Source organism: Pseudomonas sp. MWU347, assembly GCF_017947305.1.
Classification (GTDB): Bacteria; Pseudomonadota; Gammaproteobacteria; order Pseudomonadales; family Pseudomonadaceae; genus Aquipseudomonas; species Aquipseudomonas putida_A.
The window spans coordinates 391,734-411,549 of sequence record NZ_JAFGZB010000004.1; the positions used below are offsets into that span (position 1 = coordinate 391,734).

The 19,816-nt window shown below is 62.0% G+C and carries 9 protein-coding genes; 3 read left to right on the forward strand and 6 right to left on the reverse strand.

Translation table 11 applies throughout. The annotated features are described in order from the left end of the window. Positions 1 to 23: 23 nt before the first annotated feature. From KCG87_RS11150 to speB, 3 genes are read right to left on the reverse strand one after another with little or no spacing between them, the layout of a single operon-like run. Positions 24 to 1,526 carry a cytosine permease gene (locus KCG87_RS11150; RefSeq protein WP_210557861.1) on the reverse strand — a complete coding sequence of 501 codons (1,503 nt, stop codon included), beginning with the start codon at positions 1,524 to 1,526 and terminating at the stop codon, positions 24 to 26. 56 nt (positions 1,527 to 1,582) lie between these two features. Continuing rightward, a complete protein-coding gene (locus KCG87_RS11155; protein WP_097090488.1) occupies positions 1,583 to 2,005 on the reverse strand; it encodes a nuclear transport factor 2 family protein in 423 nt (140 codons plus the stop codon). A gap of 10 nt (positions 2,006 to 2,015) precedes the next feature. Further along, on the reverse strand, positions 2,016 to 2,966 hold the full coding sequence (gene speB, locus KCG87_RS11160; RefSeq protein WP_003222717.1) for an agmatinase: 951 nt from the start codon (positions 2,964 to 2,966) through the stop codon (positions 2,016 to 2,018). A 358-nt stretch (positions 2,967 to 3,324) separates the two neighbouring features. On the opposite strand from speB, the gene KCG87_RS11165 reads away from it, so the two are divergent. Continuing rightward, positions 3,325 to 4,218, forward strand: coding sequence for a LysR family transcriptional regulator (locus KCG87_RS11165; protein ID WP_007956593.1), 894 nt, complete (start codon positions 3,325 to 3,327; stop codon positions 4,216 to 4,218). 5 nt (positions 4,219 to 4,223) lie between these two features. After that, positions 4,224 to 4,820, forward strand: coding sequence for a DTW domain-containing protein (locus KCG87_RS11170; protein ID WP_210557859.1), 597 nt, complete (start codon positions 4,224 to 4,226; stop codon positions 4,818 to 4,820). Between the two features lie 215 nt (positions 4,821 to 5,035). On the opposite strand, the gene KCG87_RS11175 is transcribed toward KCG87_RS11170, so the two are convergent. The 3 genes from KCG87_RS11175 to KCG87_RS11185 form a co-directional block, all read right to left on the reverse strand. Beyond that, complete coding sequence (locus KCG87_RS11175; protein WP_134785702.1) at positions 5,036 to 6,397, reverse strand: HlyD family type I secretion periplasmic adaptor subunit; 1,362 nt, start codon at positions 6,395 to 6,397, stop codon at positions 5,036 to 5,038. A 195-nt stretch (positions 6,398 to 6,592) separates the two neighbouring features. Beyond that, positions 6,593 to 8,755: a type I secretion system permease/ATPase gene (locus tag KCG87_RS11180; RefSeq protein ID WP_027614578.1), complete on the reverse strand. Its 2,163-nt coding sequence runs from the start codon at positions 8,753 to 8,755 to the stop codon at positions 6,593 to 6,595. A 157-nt stretch (positions 8,756 to 8,912) separates the two neighbouring features. Next, the gene (locus tag KCG87_RS11185) at positions 8,913 to 10,271 is read right to left on the reverse strand and encodes a TolC family outer membrane protein (RefSeq protein ID WP_027614579.1); all 1,359 of its coding nucleotides are present in this window, start codon (positions 10,269 to 10,271) and stop codon (positions 8,913 to 8,915) included. 532 nt (positions 10,272 to 10,803) lie between these two features. Between KCG87_RS11185 and KCG87_RS11190 the strand changes: the two genes are divergently transcribed. After that, positions 10,804 to 19,413, forward strand: coding sequence for a retention module-containing protein (locus KCG87_RS11190; protein WP_210557858.1), 8,610 nt, complete (start codon positions 10,804 to 10,806; stop codon positions 19,411 to 19,413). Positions 19,414 to 19,816: the final 403 nt, after the last annotated feature.

Consider the following 19,816-nt stretch of genomic DNA (forward strand, 5'->3'; position numbering starts at 1 on the left):
CCCGCTCCCACAGGGGATTTGCGTCAGGCGGCCTGACGCAGTTCAGGTGTTTCTGCGGCTTTGCGGCGGGCATCCTTGGGCCCGAACACCTCCCGCGGTTCCGGGAACAGGCTCAGCAGCGTCAGGTACACCACCGACGCCAGGCCCAACGTCACCGGCAAGCTGACGTCGATACCACCGGCCAGCTCACCCAACGGGCCAACGAATTGCCCCGGCAGGTTGACGAAGCACAGGCCGACCGCCGCGCTCGGGATCCATGCGCCCAGACCACGCCAGTTCCAGCCGTGGTTGAACCAGTAGCGTCCGCCTTGCTCGCCGCGAGTGAACACTTGCAGGTCGTCCGGGCAGTAGAAGCCGCGACGCACCAGCAGGCCGATGATCATGATCACCATCCACGGGGTGGTGCAGGTGATGATCAGCACGGCGAAGGTCGACACGCTCTGCACCAGATTCGCCGCAAAGCGCCCGATGAAGATGAAGGCAATCGACAGCACGCCGATCAGCAGCGTCGCCTTGACCCGCGACAGCACCCGCGGGAACACGCTGGACATGTCCAGCCCGGTGCCATACAGCGAGGTGGTGCCGGTGGACATGCCGCCGATCACTGCGATCAGGCACACCGGCAGGAAGAACCAGCTCGGCGATACCGCCAGCAGGCCGCCCACATAGTTGTTCGCCGCGATGTAGTCCGGTGCCTTGATCGCGACGATGGTCGCGGTGCTCAGGCCGAACAGGAACGGGATGAACGTGGCGATCTGCGACAGCACCACAGCGGCCATGATCCGCTGCTTGGAGGTGTCACGCGGAATGTAGCGCGACCAGTCGCCGAGGAACGCCCCGAAGGAAATCGGGTTGCTCATCGCGACCAGCGCCGCGCCGATGAACGCCGCCCAGAAACCCGGTTGACCGAGGTTCACCGTGCCGGCGTAGTTGACATCGAAAGGACCGGCGAAGGCGAAGATGCCCAGCAGGAACAACAGGCTGGCACTCCATACCGCGATCTTGTTCACCCACAGCAAAAAGCGGAAGCCGTAGATGCACACGGTCAGCACCAGAATCGCGAACAGACCGTAGGCCAGGCCCAGGGTCAGGTCGGTTTCCGGCAGACCGATCAGGCGTTTCGCCCCACCGATCAACGCATCCCCCGAACTCCACACCGAGAGCGAGAAAAACGCGATGGCGGTCAACAGCGACAGGAACGAACCGACGATCCGCCCGTGCACGCCGAAGTGAGCACCCGAGGAAACGGCATTGTTGGTGCCGTTGAGCGGGCCGAACAGGCCCATCGGGGCGAGGATCAGCGAGCCGAGCAGCACGCCCGACACAATCGCCCAGACACCGGCCTGAAACGACAGACCGAACAGCACCGGGAAACTGCCGAGCACGGCGGTGGCAAAGGTATTGGAACCACCGAAGATCATCCGGAACAAATCCGTCGGGCCTGCGGTACGTTCGTGGTCCGGGATCTGTTCGACCCCGTGGGTTTCAATTTGCGTAAGGCTTTGGTCGTTGTTGTTGTTATTCATGATCTGCTCCGATCATAAAGGCGCGCCTCATCGTGTGTGAGGCGTCACCTGTTTGGCTAAGGGGATGGCAGCCCTTCCGGCATTGCGGACAAATGTTCGTGGCAGGCCAGCCAATGGCCTTGTTGTTCTAGGCTCGACGCTTGTTTCTTGAAAACAATCGTCTCGCGCTCCTGGCTGAAATGTTGCTCCCCTTGCATGCGCAGCTCGGTGGCCACGTCATGGATAAACACCGCCACGTCACCTTGCAGGCTGACGAAGGCGTTGCTCGAAGTGCACGACAGCACTTCAAAGCCATCCTCGGCGCGCCAGCTGTCCCACAAAGCCTGGTAGGCATCGCGCGACAGCAGCGGCTGTTCGAGGGTGTAAAACACGAAGCTTGCGTCGGCGCTGAACGCGCCGAAATAAGCCTCGCGATCGTTACGAGCGAAGGCGGACACCAGATCGGCAGCCGCTTGCAATACCTGCTCACGTTCGTTCATGGCCGAACCCTCAGCGGTGAACCACGCCAGGCAGTACGCAGAGCATTTCGTACAGCAGGTTGGCGGCCAGCAGCGAGGTGTTGCCGGTGGTGTCGTAAGCCGGCGAGACTTCTACCAGATCGCAGCCGATCAGGTCGAGGCCCTGGCAGCCGCGTACGATTTCAATCGCCTGAATGGTCGTCAGACCACCGATTTCCGGGGTGCCGGTGCCTGGTGCCCAGGCCGGGTCGATACCGTCGATGTCGAAGCTCAGGTACACCGGGCCGCCGCCGACTTTCTCGCGCACTTCGGCCATCAGCGGCGCCAGCGATTTGTGCCAGCACTCTTCGGCCTGCACCACGCGGAAACCCTGATCGCGGCTCCAGTTGAAGTCGTCAGCGGTGTAACCCTGCGCGCGCAAACCAATCTGCACCACGCGGTCGCAGTCCAGAAGACCTTCTTCGACGGCGCGACGGAAGGTCGTGCCGTGAGCGATCTTCTCGCCGAACATGTGATCGTTGACGTCAGCGTGGGCATCGATGTGCACCAGACCGACCTTGCCGTGCTTTTTATGGATGGCACGTAGGATCGGCAGGGTGATGGTGTGGTCGCCACCCAGGGTCATCGGGATCACGTTGTGCTCGAGGATGTTGTCGTAGGCTTCTTCGATGATGCGCACGGCGTCGAGCAGGTTGAAGGTGTTGATCGCCACGTCACCGATGTCGGCGACCGACAGCGAGTCGAACGGCGCGGCGCCGGTGGCCATGTTGTACGGGCGGATCATCACCGATTCGGTGCGTATGTCGCGCGGCCCGAAGCGGGTGCCGGGGCGCAGCGAAGTACCGATGTCCAGTGGCACGCCAACGAAGGCAGCGTCCAGGCCGGCAGCGGTCGGTACATGGGGAAGTCGGAGCATGGTGGCGATGCCGCCGAAGCGCGGCATTTCGTTGCCGCCCAGTGGTTGGTGAAGAATCTTGTCCACGGGTAGGGCCTCATCGTCTTTGTTTTATTTATGTCGGCGCACCGTTGAGCACAGGTTCGGACGCCGCTGTGGGGCCGATTCTGCGAAATGTAGTGGCGGGGAAGAATCGCTACGGGCAAAAACTTAGTTCAGATTTTTCTAAACTAATGGTGAGGCTGGAGATAGACTTCCCGAACCCGTACCGATACCCCTGTGGCGAGGGGATTTATCCCCGATCGGCTGCGCAGCAGTCGTAAATTCGTTGCTCGCGACTTCCCGGATGGATCGGTTTGCAGGCTTGGGGCGGCTTCGCCACCCATCGGGGATAAATCCCCTCACCACAAAGTCATCAGCGTTCGACAGATGTTTGGAGAGCCGCATGGCCAACGCTTTACCCGACCTGAAACTATTGCGCATCTTCGTCAGCGTGGTTCGCCATCAGGGTTTTGCCAATGCGCAGCAGGAACTCAACCTGTCGACCTCGGCGATCAGCACTTACATGAGCCAGCTCGAAGCGGCGCTCGGTCTGGTGCTGTGCCATCGCGGACGCGGTGGATTCAGCCTGACCAGCAAGGGCGAGCTGTTCCATCAGGAAACCCTGCGCCTGCTCGCCGAACTCGAAGGTTTCGAGCAATACGCCGCGGCGCTCAAGGGCGAACTGCGCGGTACGCTCAACCTCGGGGTGATCGACTCCACCGTCAGCGACAAGGCCTTGCCGTTCGCCGAGGCCATTGGCGCCTACAGTCAGGAACACCCGGCGGTGCATTTGCATCTGTCGGTGATGAGCCCGTACGAACTGCAACTCGGCGTGCAGGACAATCGACTCGATCTTGCCATCGGTGCGTTTTCCACGCGCATGAGCGGTCTGGTGTACATGCCGCTGTACCGCGAGCAGCACTGGCTGTATTGCAGCAGCCGGCATCCGCTGTTCAACGAGCGGCGGATCCCCGAGCAGGTCATCACTCAGCAACGCATGGTCGGCCGTGGTTACTGGAGCCAGGCCGAGCTGGCACGGCACGGTTTCAAACACAGCGCGGCGACTGTGGAAAGTATGGAGGCGCAACTGATTCTGGTGCTCTCCGGCGCCTACATCGGTTACCTGCCGGAGCACTACGCTCAGGCCTGGGCCGACAAGGGCGACCTGCGCGTGTTGCTGCCGGCGACCTTCGGTTATCAGGCGCCATTCTCGATGATCATGCGTCGTGGCCGCAGCCGCGAGCCGCTGATCCAGACTTTCCGTGATCTGCTCAAAGCGCAGTTGAATCAGGCGTAAAGACTATGTCCAGACCGCAATGCCCGCGCTGCCTGCGCCCCCAAACCCATTGCCTGTGCCCGCTGATCCCGAACCTCGACAGCCGCACCCGGGTGTTGCTGTTGCAGCATCCGAGCGAGGTCAATCACGCGCTCAACACCGCGCGACTGGCAGCGCTGGGTTTGACCAATGCCGAGTTGATTGTCGGTGAAGTGTTCGAGGATCTGCCGACGCTGCTCAATCGGCCGGGGTATCAGGCGCGGTTGCTGTTTCCCGCTGACGATGCGCAGCCGCTGCAGGCTTACCGCGAATCCGCTGAACCGTTGTTGCTGGTGGTGCCGGACGGCACCTGGCGCAAGGCGCGCAAGATGCTCCACCTCAATCCGCTATTGGCAGCGTTGCCACGGGTGACGCTGGCGCAGGGCGGGGTGTCGCGCTACCGGTTGCGCAAGGCACCGGGGCCGGGGGCGTTGTCGACCATCGAGGCGATTGTGCAGGCGCTGGAAACTCTGGAAGCGCCGACGACGTTTGCGCCGTTGCTCAAACCGTTCGAGGCGTTGATCGAGGGGCAGATTGCGGCGATGGGGGAGGAGGTTTTTCAGCGTAATCATGGCGACAGATAGTCGTCGTCTGAGCTGGCCTCTTCGCGAGCAAGCCCGCTCCCACAGGGGAATGCATTCCAACTGTGGGAGCGGGCTTGCTCGCGAAGGCGCCGGATCAATCAGCGCCAATCTCAACAGTGCCCACATTAGGGTTCTTCCAGCAGGAATGCGATCACTTGTGGGAGCGGGCTTGCTCGCGAAGGCGTCGGATCAATCACCGCAAATCTCAACAATGCCTACCGCTCGCGCATCGCCTCGGTCCGGGCTTTGAGCACTGGTTTGAGCAGATAATCCAGCACACTTTTCTCCCCGGTAATAATGTCCACCGTCGCCACCATCCCCGGGATGATCAGCAGCGGTTTCACGTCCCCGCCCAAGTGGTTTTTATCGGTGCGCACCTGAATCAGGTAGAAGCTGTTGCCCTTGTCATCGGTGATGGTGTCGGCGCCGATCAGTTCCAGTTTTGCGCTCAGGCCGCCGTATATCGTGTAGTCATAAGCGCTGAACTTGACCATGGCTTTCTGGCCCGGATGGAGGAACGCGACGTCTTGCGGACGGACCTTGGCTTCGATCAGCAGGTTGTCTTCCAGCGGCACGATTTCCACCATGTCGCTGCCCGGCTGTACCACGCCGCCGATGGTGTTGACCTTGAGTTGCTTGATCACCCCGTGCACCGGCGAAGTCACGGTGGTACGGCTGACGCGGTCGTCGATGGCGATGCTCGACGCGGTGATTTTCGACAGGTCGGTGCGTTTCTGATTGAGGTCCTTGGCGGCGTCGGAGCGGAAGGTCTGTTCCGATTCGTCGATCTTGCTCTTGATCTCGTTGATTGCCGATTCCGCCCTTGGGATGGCCAGGGTCGTCGCGTTCAGCGAGCCGCGAATTTCCACCGCGCTGCGTTTCAGTCGCAGGATCTCCACCGGCGACACCGCACCCGTGCCGACCAGCGGCGCGGACATGTTCATCTCTTGCTGCAGCAGCGCCAGGCTGGAACTGTACTGGCCTTGCTTGGAGCGGAATTCCGCCAGCTCCTGAGTCTTCTGCCGCAGCTGTTCGGTGAGGGTGCGTTGTTCGCTGGCCAGACGCCGTTGGCGCTGGTCGTACAGCGCGCGCTCGTCTTCGGCGACCTGTGGCGCTTTGGCGATCACCTCGTCAGACAGTTTGAACGGACGGCCCTCGGCTTCGGCGGAAAGGCGTTCGACTTGCGCGGTCAGGGCGTAACGATCGGCCTCACTCTCACCCTTGTTCGACAGGAAGCGTGTGTCATCCAGGCGCAGCAGCTTGTCGCCCTTGTTCACCATCTGCCCTTCACGGACAAAAATCTCGGTGACGATCCCGCCCTCCAGGTTCTGGATCACCTGGACCTTGCTTGACGGAATCGCCTTGCCTTCGCCCATGGTCACTTCTTCCAGCACGGCGAACTTGGCCCAGACCAGCGCACTGATCAGCAACGCCGCCGCCAGCCACACGGTGATCCGCGACCAGCGCGGCGAATCCTGCAACGAAGCGCCGGCGGTTTCCGGCATGAACTCAGCTTCGGCGCTTTTGCCGAAACTGTCGAAGTAGCCGCGTGATTTGCTATCTGAAGATGCAGCCATGGGGCGATACCCCTCAGTTAAGAAACATCAAACCGCACAACCCATGCGTCGCCCGTAACACTTACTTGTGGTGAGGGGATTCATCCCCGATAGGGTGCGAAGCGCCCTCAGAGTATTTGGGGCTGCTGCGCAGCCCATCGGGGATAAATCCCCTCGCCACAGGTTTTGTGAGAGCCATAAATTATGTGTACGCATCTAAACCGCCGCCGAGCCGACGCGGCCCTTGCGCAGTGCATCGATAACCGCTTCTTTCGGGCCGTCGGCGACGACCCGGCCGTTGTCCAGTACCAGCAGCCGGTCCACCAGGCTCAGCATTGAGGTGCGGTGGGTGACCAGCAGCAGGGTCTTGCCTTGCACCCAACCGTGCAGCTTCTGGCGCAGCAAGTCTTCGCTGCTGTTATCCATGGCGCTGGTGGGTTCGTCGAGCAGCATGATCGGCGGGTCGAGCAGCAATGCCCGAGCGAGTAAAACGGCCTGACGCTGGCCGCCGGAAAGTAGCTGGCCGCGCTCGCCCACTGGCCGGTCGAACCCTTGCGGATGCTGACGGGCCAGCTCGGTGACGCCGGTCAGCTCGGCGACTTCGAGCATGCGTGAATCGCTGATGTAGCGCGCGCCGAGGGTCAGGTTGTCGCGCAGGCTGCCGGCCAAAAGCGGCAGGTCGTGGGCGACATAACCGATCTGCTGGCGCAGGTCGGCGACATCCAGTTGCCGCAGGTCGAGACCGTCGAGCAGCAACTGGCCTTCCTCGGGTTCATAGAAGCCCATCACCAGTCGCGCCAGGGTGCTCTTGCCCGAGCCGCTGCGGCCGATGATGCCGATCCGCTCGCCGGGTTTCATGCTGAAGCTGACGTTGCTCAGCGCCGGTGCGTTCTGGCCGTTGTAGTGAAAGGTCACGCCGCTGACGTCCAGCGCACCTTGCAGTTGCGTGCGTTCCAGCGGTCGCTGTTTGCCGTCGCGTTCCTGGGGCAGGCCCATGAGTGCGTCGGTGCTTTTCATGGTCAGTTGCGCTTGCTGGTAGCGGGTGATCAGCCCGGCGATCTGCCCCAGCGGCGCAAGAACCCGGCTGCCGAGCATGTAGCTGGCCACCAGCGCACCGACGCTGAGGTTGCCGGCGATGATGCTGTAGACCCCGGCGACAATCGTCGCCATCCCCGAGAACTGCTGGATGAACAGCGTGCCGTTGGTCGCCAGCGCCGAGAGGTTGCGCGCGTGGCTGTCGAGGCGAGTGAGGGCGCCGTGGGTGCTTTCCCATTTGTGCTGGCGCTCGCTCTCGGCGCTGCAGGCCTTGAGGGTTTCCAGGCCGCCGAGGGTTTCGATCAGCAACGCCTGTCGTTCGGCACCCAGGCTCAGGCTTTTCTGCACGGTGTCACGCAGGCGCACCTGAATCGCCAGAGCAAATATGATCGTGATTGGAAACGCCAGCAGCGGAATCACCACCAGCCAGCCACCGAGCAGACCGATCACCACCAGCATCAACACCACGAAGGGCAGGTCGATCAGGCTGGTCAGGGTCACCGCCGTGAGGAATTCGCGCAGGCCCTGAAAGTCATGAATGCTCTGGGCGAAACCGCCGATGGTTGCCGGCCGCGCCTTCATCGCCATGCCGGTGATGCGCTCGAACAACGTCGCGGAAAGGATCACATCGGTTTTCTTCCCGGCGGTGTCCAGCAGGTGCGCGCGCACCACCCGCAGCACCAGTTCGAAACCGGTGCCGATCAGCAGGCCGATCGCCAACACCCACAGGGTCGACGTGGCCTGATTCGGCACCACGCGGTCGTAGGTCTGCATGACGAACAGCGGCACCATCAGGCCCAGCAGGTTGATCAGGAAACTGGCGAGGATCGCGTCGCTGTACAGCCATTTCGACAGCTTCAGGGTATCGCGAAACCAGGCGTGGACCCGCGGCACCAGCGGTGAACGCAAGTCTTCGAGTTCGTGGCGCGGACGGGCGAACAAGGCCTGGCCGCTGTAGTGTTCGGCGAGTTCTTCGCGCTCGACCCATTGCTCGCCGCCATCGGCTTCGCTGGGCAGGATCAGCGCCTTGCCGTCGTCGGCGAAACGCCGCAGGACGGCGGTGCGCCCATCCTTGAGCAGCAACAGAATCGGCAGGTTCAGCGCAGAAATATCCTTCAGTTCGCGGCGCAACAAGCGCGCCTGCAAACCGGCCCGGGCCGCTGCACGGGGCAGCAGATCCAGGCTCAGACGTTGCTTGTTCAGGGGCAGCCCGGCACTCAGGCTGGCACGACTGACCGTCGCGCCATGCAGTTTGCAGAGGATCAGCAGACCGTCGAGTAACGGGTCATCGAAGCTCAGCCGCGGATCGATCCCGGAGTGTCCGCCTTCGGCCATGCTGGTCATATTGATCGCCCCTGTAATGACTGGTCCAACCTGTGGCGAGGGGATTTATCCCCGATGGCTGCGCAGCAGCCCCATGGAACTCATTGCTGCTCAAATCTTTGGGGTCACTGCGCAACCCAGCGGGAGCAAGCTCCCTCGCCACAAAGGGTCGTGGGACTTACTTCAGCTCAGGCAGGCGTGCTTCGTTTTTGACTTCGGTCGCCGCAATCGCATCCGCCGGCAGCACCACCCTCTGTTTGCTCAGCAACTGGCCCATGTTCGCCAGCACGCGGTACATCGAATATTCCTCGGTGTAGCGGATTTCGGTGTAGCGACGGTTGGCGTTGTAGAGCTCGTTTTCACTGTCGAGCAAGTCGAGCAGGGTGCGTTGGCCGAGACCGAACTGATCCTGATACGCCGCGCGCACACGCTTGGTGGTCTCGGCGTATTCGCGGGCGGTCGGGGTCTGTTTGTTCGCGTTGACCATCGCGTTCCAGGCCAGGTGGATGTTCTCGTTCAACTGGCGCAGGGCGTTGTTGCGGATGTCCATCGCCTGATTGATCTGGTGCGCATCGGAGGCCAGACGAGCCTTGTCGCTGCCGCCACGGAACAGGTTGTAATTCATGATCACGCCGACGCGCCATTCGTTGTCGTGGCCTTCATCGCCCTGCACGTTGTTGTTTGCACCCACCGCCGCCTCGGCATCGAAACGTGGGTAGAACGGCGACTTGGCAACTTCATACTGGCTCTCGGCCGACTGCACGTCCGCCTGCGCGGATTTCAGGTACGGGTTGTTCTCGACCATGCTCTGCTGGGCTTCCGGCAGGCTGGCAGGAACCTCGCCGCGGGTCGACGGTGGCGCTTCCAGTTCATCGGGCATGCGCCCGACCACAGCGTAGAAGTTCGATTCGGCGTCGGCCAGATCGACTTCGGCGGTGTCGAGGTTGTTCTGCGCCAGCGCCTTACGGGCCACCGATTGATCGGAGTCGGCGGTGCTGCCGATGCCGCGCTGGGTGCGCAGGCCGATCTGATCGTTGACGCGCAAGTGCGCTTGCAGGTTGTTCCGGGCCAGGGTCACCAGTTCACGGCGCTTGAGCACTTCGAGGTAGACCTCGATGGTACGCAGCGCCAGATCCTGAGCGGTGCCTTGCGCGTAATAGGCGCGCGAGTTGGAAACGCCCTTGGTGCGCTCGACCTCGTTGGCGGTGTTGAAGCCGTCGAAGATCATCTGCCGCAGGCGCAGTTCCGACTGGGTGTAATTGAGGATTTCGGTGTGGTGATTACCGAAAGCCCGGGTATTGGTGTTGTCGCTGTAACCGCGCCCGTAAGCGGCATTCAGATCGACGGACGGATAGAAGCCACCCTTGGCCACTTTCACTTGTTCATCGGCGGACAGTTTGGCGTCCACGCGCGAGGCGAGGTCCGGGTGGGTGGCGATGGTGCTTTGAATCGCTTCGGTCAGATTCATGGCCTGGGCTTGGGAAGTGCAAGCCATGGCCAGCAAAACCGCGCTGCAGAGGGGGGTTAAAACGCGCATGGGGTGCATCTCCCTGATCCTGATGGTGCGTTACTGTCGCCAAATATTTGACGATAATTTGAGGTGTAAGCGTTTCACTCTTGTAACAACAGAGCTAAGAACATCCTGAAGCGTAGCTAAGAAAAAATTTTCATAAGGCTTATGCCGAAAAAAACTTATGCGCTTGGCGAAAACCGGCACATTGTTCAGGGCGAAAGCCTTTGTTTCATGCGCTTTAGGGAGCACAAAAAGGCTTGAGGAAAGTTCCATTCACTTTGCGACATACGGCGAAGTACTGCTGAAGGGGAGGGACGCGTAGCGGCAGATGAGCGACAGATTTTTGTCACTCGGGTGATTCACCACCGTTACGTAGCGTTAGTGGGTGTGCTGCATCGATCAGGACGCGGAAGTGCTTGAAAGCACTGAAGTTTCCTCGTTTGCGCAACCTGCGAAACGAACTGTCGAGGTGCGAGCGTCGCCCCGACAACCCGATTGAGCCATGGGCTGCTTCGCGAACCAGTGCCGACGGTGGTCGGCAGCGGAGGAATTTCACATGGCAACGCTCATCGGGATCGTCACTAAAGTCATTGGTCAGGTTTTTGCGCAGGGCACCGACGGCACTCGCCGCGCCCTGGTCGAGGGCGACCGCTTGTTTGCCGGCGATCAAGTGATCACCGGCGCAGAAGGTGCCGTCGCCATTCATCTGCAAAATGGCCACGAGTTGACCCTGGGCCGCGACAGCAGCATGACCATGTCCGGACAACTGCTGGCCAATCAGGCAGTGCATGTCGATTCCCCTGAAGCGCTGACCCCCAGCGAAGCACAACTGACTGACGTCGAGCAGATTCAGAAAGCCATCGCTGCCGGTGAAGACCCGACCAAAGCGGCAGAGGCCACCGCCGCCGGCCCGAATGCACCGGGCGGCGCGCCAGGTGAGTTGGGTGGCGGCCACAGTTTTGTGCTGCTGACGGAAGTCGGTGGGCGCGTGGATCCGGTGATCGGCTTCCCGACCGCCGGTTTCAACGGTATTCCCGAGTTTCCCGAAGAGCGGCACAACGCAGTCATCGACAATGGCGACAACACGCCGATCGTGCCGCCACCGGTCAACAACCTGGTAACCCTCAGTGGCCTCGCCGTGCCTGGCGGTGAGCTGACTCTTAATGAAGCCAACCTGCCTGCCGGCTCCTCGGCCAACCCCGTCGCGCTGACCCAGAGCGGCAGCTTCACGGTGTCGGCGCCGGACGGTCTGAGCAGCCTGAACATCGGCGGTATCAACGTGATCAGCGCTGGCGTGGCGGCCGGTTTCCCGCAGTCGATCACCACACAACTGGGCAACACCCTGACCATCACCGGATATAACGCCAGCACCGGCGTGGTCAGCTACAGCTACACCCTCAACGGCAACGATGCCCATCCGGCCGGTGACGGCGCCAACAGCCTCAGTGAACATTTCACGGTGACCGCAAGCGACAGCAATGGCGACAGCGCCACCGGCTCGCTCGACGTCAACATCATTGATGACGTGCCCAAAGCGGCGAATGACAGCAACGCCAACACCGCCTCGGAAACCCAGTTGACCTTGACCGGCAATGTCCTGACCAACGACGTGCAAGGTGCCGACCGTGTGCCCACCGGGCCGGTCACTGCCGGCACTTTCACCGGCACTTTCGGCACGTTGGTGTTGAATGCCAATGGCACGTACACCTACACCCTCAACGCCAGCGACGCGGATTTCAAAGCGCTGCACGGTGGCGGCAATGGCACCGAGACTTTCACCTACACCCTCACCGATTCGGACGGCGATACCAGCACTGCGAATCTGGTTCTGCAGATTCACAACAACGACGATCCGGTGCTGATCAACGGCTTGAACGTTGAAGGTGGCGAGCTGACGGTTTATGAAAAAAACCTCGGCAGCGGTAGCGAGCCGGATGCCAATGCGCTGACCCAGAGTGGCACGTTCACTATCACCGCACTGGATGGCGTTACCACGCTGACCGTCGGCGGTATTGCTGTCGTGACCAATGGCGTGGCAGCAGGCTTCCCGCAATCGGTGACCACACCGCTGGGCAGCACGCTGACCATCACCGGTTTCAATGCCACCACCGGCGTGGTGAGTTACAGCTACACCCTCGATCACAACGATGCGCATCCGACCGGCAACGGCGCCAATACCTTGCCTGAGCAATTTGCCGTAACGGTGGTGGACGACAACGGCACCACTGCCAATGCGACCCTCGACGTTAATGTGGTCGACGACCTGCCAAAAGCGGTGAATGATTCCAACGCCAACACTGCGTCGGAAACCAATCTGACCCTCACTGGCAACGTGCTGACCAACGACGTGCAAGGTGCCGACCGCGTGCCCACCGGGCCCGTCACTGCCGGCACTTTCACCGGTACCTACGGCACGCTCGAACTGCACACCGACGGCACTTACACCTACACGCTGAACACCAACGACGCCGACTTCAAAAACCTGCACGGTGGCGGCAACGGCACCGAGAATTTCACCTACACCATCACCGATTCTGACGGCGATACCAGCACCGCCAACCTCGTTTTGCAGATCCACAACAACGACGATCCGGTGGTCATCAGTGGCCTCGACGTGAACGGCGGCGAGCTGACGGTTTACGAAAAAAACCTCAGCACCGGCAGCGCGCCGGACGCTAATGCACTGACCCAAAGCGGCACCTTCACCATCACCGCTCTGGACGGTGTAACCACGCTGACCGTCGGCGGCATTGCTGTGGTCACCAACGGCGTGGCCGCAGGCTTCCCGCAATCGGTGACCACACCGCTGGGCAGCACGCTCACCATCACCGGTTTCAACGCGGCCACCGGTGTTGTCAGCTACAGCTACACCCTCGACCACAACGACGCCCACCCAACCGCCAACGGCGCCAACAATCTGCCTGAACAGTTCGCCGTCACCGTAGTGGACGACAACGGCACCACCGCGAACGCGACCCTCGATGTGAACATCATCGACGACCTGCCAAAAGCCGCGAACGACAGCAACGCCAATACTGCGTCAGAGACCAATCTGACCCTCACCGGCAATGTCCTGACCAACGACGTACAAGGCGCCGACCGCGTACCGACCGGCCCAGTGACTGCCGGGACTTTCACCGGCACCTACGGCACCCTGGAACTGCACACCGACGGCACCTACACCTACACGCTGAACACCACCGACGCCGACTTCAAAAACCTGCACGGTGGCGGCAATGGCACCGAGACTTTCACTTACACCATCACCGATTCCGACGGCGATACAAGCACCGCCAACCTCGTTTTGCAGATTCACAACAACGACGATCCGGTGGTCATCAGTGGCCTCGACGTGAACGGCGGCGAGCTGACGGTTTACGAAAAAAACCTCAGCACCGGCAGTGCGCCTGATGCCAATGCACTGACCCAAAGCGGCACGTTCACCATTACTGCACTGGACGGCGTCACTACGCTGACCGTCGGCGGTATTGCCGTGGTGACCAATGGCGTGGCCGCAGGTTTTCCACAGTCGGTCACCACGCCGCTGGGCAGTACGCTCACCATCACCGGTTTCAACGCGGCCACCGGTGTTGTCAGCTACAGCTACACCCTCGACCACAACGACGCCCACCCAACCGCCAACGGCGCCAACAATCTGCCTGAACAGTTCGCCGTCACCGTAGTGGACGACAACGGCACCACCGCTAACGCAACCCTCGATGTGAACATCATCGACGACCTGCCAAAAGCCGTGAACGACAGCAACGCCAACACCGCGTCGGAAAGTCAGTTGACCCTGACCGGCAACGTCCTCACCAACGACGTGCAGGGCGCCGACCGCGTACCCACCGGCCCGGTCACCGCCGGTACGTTCACTGGCACCTATGGCACGCTGGAACTGCACACCGACGGCACTTACACCTACACGCTGAACACCAACGACGCCGACTTCAAAAACCTGCACGGCGGCGGCAACGGCACGGAAAATTTCACCTACACCCTCACTGACTCGGACGGCGATACCAGCACTGCGAATCTCGTCCTGCAGATCCACAACAACGACGATCCGGTGACCCTCAACGGTCTCGACGTGAATGGTGGCGAACTCACGGTCTATGAGAAAAACCTCAGCGACGGCACCAGTCCCGATGCATCGGCGCTGACTCAGAGCGGTACCTTCACCGTGACCGCGCTCGACGGTCTGCAAACCCTGACCGTGGGCGGCATCAACGTCGTCACCGGTGGTGTGGCCGCAGGCTTCCCGCAATCAACCGTCACGCCGTTGGGCAGCACGCTGACCATCACCGGCTACAACCCGGCGACTGGCGTGGTCAGCTACAGCTACACCCTGGTCGATAACGAAACCCATCCGAACGGCAACGGCGCCAACAGCATCACCGAGAACTTCAACGTGGTGGCGACTGACACTGACGGCAGCACCGCCAGCGGCCAGATCAACGTCAACATCATCGATGACCTGCCGAGCGCGCACGCCGATTCCGCCTCGGTGGCGGAGGGCGGCAACGTCAGCGGCAACGTGCTCGACAATGACATCGGCGGCGCCGACGGCCCGGCGGTGACCGGCGCGGTGGTCGGTGTGCGCGCCGGCTCCGACACCTCGACCTCGGCCATTGGCGGCCTCAACAGCAACATCAATGGCACCTACGGTTACCTGACGCTGGACGCCAACGGCAACGCGGTCTATCACAGCAACCCCAATGCCGTGAACGGCCCCGGTGCGGTGGATGTGTTCACCTACACCGTGCGCGATTCCGATGGCGATGAAAGCACCACCACCATCACCATCGATGTTGCCAACAGCAAGCTGTATGCGACCAGCGACACCGACGTCACCGTCTACGAAAAAGCCCTCGACCTGACCAAGGACGGCGCCGATCTGGCCCCGGGTACGGTCATCGGCAGCGATCCGACCAACACTGGCGAGACCGCCTCCGGCACGCTGGTCGGTTCGGTCACCGGTGCGGTCGGCGCCATCAGCTATGCGCTGGTCGGCAGTGCCACCGGCAACTACGGGCAGATCGTGCTCAACCCCAACGGCACTTACACCTACACACTGACCTCGCCGGCGACCACCACACCGCATGCCGACGACGGGGCCAACACCCTGACTGAAACCTTCACCTATCAGGCCACCGATTCGCTGGGCAATGTGGTCACCAGCACCATCGTCGTCAGCATCGTCGATGACGTGCCCAAAGCCCTCAACGACAGCAACGCCACCAGTGCCTCGGAAACCCAGCTGACCCTGACCGGCAACGTGCTGACTAACGACGTGCAAGGCGCGGACGTGGTCGCCACTGGACCGAATGCCGGGCCGATCACTGCCGGTACGTTCACCGGGACTTACGGCACGCTGGTGCTCAATGCCAACGGCACTTACACCTACACGCTTAACCCGGCTGACGCCGACTTCAAAGCGCTGCACGGCGGTGGAAACGGTACCGAAACATTCACCTACACGCTCACCGATGCCGACGGCGATACCAGCACCGCCAATCTGGTGCTGAACATCCACAACAACGACGATCCGGTGGTGCTCAACGGCCTCGACGTCAATGGCGGCGAACTCACCGTCTACGAGAAAAACCTCAGTGACGGCACCAGCCCCGATACTCCGGCGCTGACCCAGAGCGGTACGTTCACCGTCACGGCCCTGGATGGCCTGCAAACCCTCACTGTCGGTGGCATTGCCGTCGTGACCAACGGGGTCGCCGCAGGCTTCCCGCAATCGGTGGTGTCGCCGCTGGGCAGTACGTTCACCGTCACCGGTTACAACCCGGCGACCGGCGTGGTCAGTTACAGCTACACCCTGGTAGATAACGAAAATCACCCGACCGGCAACGGCGCCAACAGCCTCACCGAAAACTTCAACGTGGTGGCGACTGACACTGATGGCAGCACCGCCAGCGGCCAGATCAACGTCAACATCATCGATGACCTGCCGACCGCCAAGGCCGACACCGGCTCGGTGGCGGAGGGCGGCACGGTCAACCTCAGCGTGCTCGGCAACGACGTCACTGGCGCCGATGGCGCAGCGGCGGGCGGGGCAGTGGTCGGCGTGCGCGCCGGCAGCAACACCGCGACCTCGGCGATCGGCGGCCTCAACAGCAACATCAACGGCGCCTACGGCTACCTGACCCTCGACGCGGCAGGCAACGCCATCTACCACAGCAACCCGAACTCGGTGAGCCCACCGGGCGCCACCGACACCTTCACCTACACCATCCGCGACGGCGACGGTGACGAAAGCACCACCACCATCACCATCAACGTTGCCGACAGCAAACTGATTGCGTCGGTCGATCAGGACGTGACGGTCTACGAAAAAGCCCTCGACCTGACCAAGGACGGCCAGGACCTGGCCCCCGGCACGGTCACCGGCAGCGACCCGACCAACACCGGCGAAACCGCCACCGGCACACTGGTCGGTGCGGTCACCGGCGGCAGCGGGGCGCTCACCTACACCCTGGTCGGCAGCGCCACCGGCACTTACGGGCAGATCCAGCTCAACGCCGACGGCACTTACACTTACACCCTGACCTCGGCACCGAAAACCACGCCGAACGCCAACGACGGCGCCAACACCCTGAGCGAAAGTTTTACCTACAAAGCCACCGATGCGCTGGGCAACAGCACCACCAGCACGATTGTGGTCAACATCGTCGATGACGTGCCCAAAGCCGTGGCGTCGGATCGTTCGGTGGCGGCGGTGGAGATCGATTCCAACCTGCTGATCGTCCTCGACATCTCCGGCAGCATGGTCGACCCGTCCGGCGTGCCGGGCCTGTCGCGACTGGATCTGGCGAAACAGGCGATCAGTGCCTTGCTCGACAAATACGACGACCTCGGCGATGTGAAGGTGCAACTCGTCACCTTCAGCAGCAGCGCCACCGACAGGACCTCGGTGTGGGTTGACGTGGCCACCGCCAAGTCGCTGCTCGCCGGTCTCACGGCGGGTGGCGGTACCAACTACGACGCGGCCGTGGCAACGATGCAGACCGCGTTCAACACCTCGGGCAAACTCACCGGGGCGCAGAACATCGGCTACTTCTTCTCCGACGGTAAACCGACCACTGGCCAGGAAATCGGCACCGCCGATGAGACCGCACTCAAAGCCTTCCTCGATGCCAACAACATCAAGAACTACGCGATCGGTCTGGGCAGCGGCGTGAGCAACGCCAACCTCGATCCGCTGGCCTATGACGGCATCAGCCACACCAACACCAACGCGGTGGTGGTCACCGATCTCAATCAGCTCAACTCGGTGCTGTCGGGCACCGTCGAAGGCGCCCCGGTCACCGGTTCGCTGCTGGGCGAGGGCGGTACCTTCGGCGCCGATGGCGGTTTCATCAAATCCATCGTGGTCGACGGCACCACCTACACCTATGACCCGCGCGCCAACAGCGGCCAGGGTTCGTTGACCGCATCCGGCGGCACCAACCACGGCACGTTCAACACCGTGAACAACAGCCTGAGCATCGCCACCAACAACAGCGGCACCCTGGTGATCAACCTCGACACCGGCGACTACAGCTACACCTCGCAAAAAACCACGACCACGGTGATCACCGAGAACATCGGCTTCACCCTCAGCGACAACGACGGCGACCTCGCCAGCTCGACGCTGACCGTGAAAGTGATCCCCAACTCGCCACCGGTGGCGACGGACGACCACGTCATCACCAACGTGCTGTCGAGCAACATCACCGTGCCGGGCGAACTGTTGCTGGCCAACGACACCGATCCGGACGGCGACACGCTCAACGCTTCGCCGACCAGCTTCAACACCGGATGGGTGGCCAAGGGCGCGGACTTCACCGGCACCGGCGCGATCAACTTCGCCGGCACCGGCAACACTGCCGCCAACCAGAACCTGGCTGACGTACGCGCTGCGTTCGCCGCCAACACCGCAGCGATGACCGCCGTGCTGGTGGTCAGCGGTTACCTCGGTGCGGTGACCAGCGCCAATGCCAACGATGAAGACCTGATCACCGTCAAACTGAAACAGGGCGAAACGCTGAACCTGGATCACAACCTCGCGGCCGGCCACGTCACCATGGAGTACTCGGTCAACGGCGGCGCGTTCGTCAGCATCGCCGATGGCGGCACCATCACTGCCGGTGCCGATGGCACCTACCAGATCCACGTGACCAACATCAGCAACACCACCGGCAGCAATCCGACGGCAGCGGAAAACTATCAACTGACCATGACGGTCAACTACGCCGGCGCCCACGACGTGACGCCGGATTTCCACGGCACCTACACCGCCAATGACAACCATGGCGGCAGCGACACGGCCAACGTCAGCATCACCTATCAGGATGGCCACACCCTCACCGGCACTGCCGGGGATGACATTCTGGTGGCGGGCACCGGCAACAACATCCTCAATGGCGGCGACGGCAACGACGTACTGACCGCCGGTTCCGGCAACAACGAGATGCACGGCGGCGCGGGCAACGACTTGCTCTACAGCGGCCCGGGCAACGACATTCTCGACGGCGGCACCGGCATCGACACGGTCAGCTATGCCCATGCCACCGCCGGGGTCACGGTCAACCTCGGTCTGCTCGGTGCGCAAAACACCATCGGCGCCGGCACCGACACGATCAGTAATATCGAGAATCTGGTCGGCTCGAACTTCAACGACACCCTGACCGGCGACAACAATAACAACGTGATCAACGGCGGCCTGGGCAATGACATCCTCAACGGTGGCGGCGGTGATGACCTGCTGATCGGCGGCATGGGCAACAACACCCTGACTGGCGGGGCAGGCGCGGATACCTTCCAGTACCTCAAGGGCAACAGTGGCCACGACACCATCACCGATTTCACTCCCGGCACCGACAAGCTCGACCTGTCGCAACTGCTACAAGGTGAAAACGGCACCACCGCGTCGCTCGACGATTACCTGCACTTCACCGTTACCGGCAGCGGCGCCTCGGTGCTCACCAGCATCGACGTCAGCGCCCTGGCCGGCGCCACGCCGAACCAGACCATCGACCTGGCCGGCGTCAACCTCGCCAGCCACTACGGCGTGACCCCGGGGGCGGGCGGGGTGGTGGCCGGCGGGCACGACACGGCGACGATCATCAGCGGCATGCTCAATGATCATTCGCTGAAAGTGGACACGGTGTGATCAAGGCCTGAAACGACAAAACCCGCCGCCCCGAGCCGTCGGGACGGCGGGTTTTGTCTGTCTGGAGAACTGCGTTGCCAGTGAGTCAGCCTTCGCGAGCAAGCTCGCTCCCACATTGGATTTAGGGTGCTCAGCATTTTGTGAACAACAAAGCTCCCCTGTGGGAGCGGGCTTGCTCGCGAAACCGGCCTCACAGTCGACCAATCCCTAACTGAATGCACTCAGTCAAATTGTGGGAGCTGGCTTGCCAGCGATGGCGGCCTACCACCCGACCAATCCCCAACTGAATACACTCGGTCAAATGGTGGGAGCTGGCTTGCCAGCGATGGCGGCCCACCAGCCGACCAATCCCCACCTGAATGCACTCATTCCAACTGTGGGAGCGGGCTTGCTCGCGAAAGCG